Raw genomic sequence first — 266 nt, forward strand, 5'->3', positions numbered from 1 at the left:
GGTCGTATCCGGTATTAGACCCCGTTTCCAGGGCTTGTCCCAGAGTGCAGGGCAGATTGCCCACGTGTTACTCACCCGTTCGCCACTAATCCACCCCGAAGGGCTTCATCGTTCGACTTGCATGTGTTAAGCACGCCGCCAGCGTTCGTCCTGAGCCAGGATCAAACTCTCCATGAATGCTTCCGGGCTATCCCGGTCACACACACGACAGAGCGGAACCATCGGAGGAATAATCCGAATGGTTCACAGCGTCCTCGCTGTGTTGT

At 56.4% G+C, this 266-nt stretch carries 1 rRNA gene; it reads right to left on the reverse strand.

Annotated elements, in window-relative coordinates:
* Positions 1–177: ribosomal RNA gene (locus ACSNOD_RS31940) — 16S ribosomal RNA — on the reverse strand; the annotation flags it as partial.
* Between the last annotated feature and the right edge of the window lie 89 nt (positions 178–266).

This window comes from Streptomyces sp. URMC 123 (genome assembly GCF_051386515.1).
Taxonomy (GTDB): domain Bacteria; phylum Actinomycetota; class Actinomycetes; order Streptomycetales; family Streptomycetaceae; genus Streptomyces.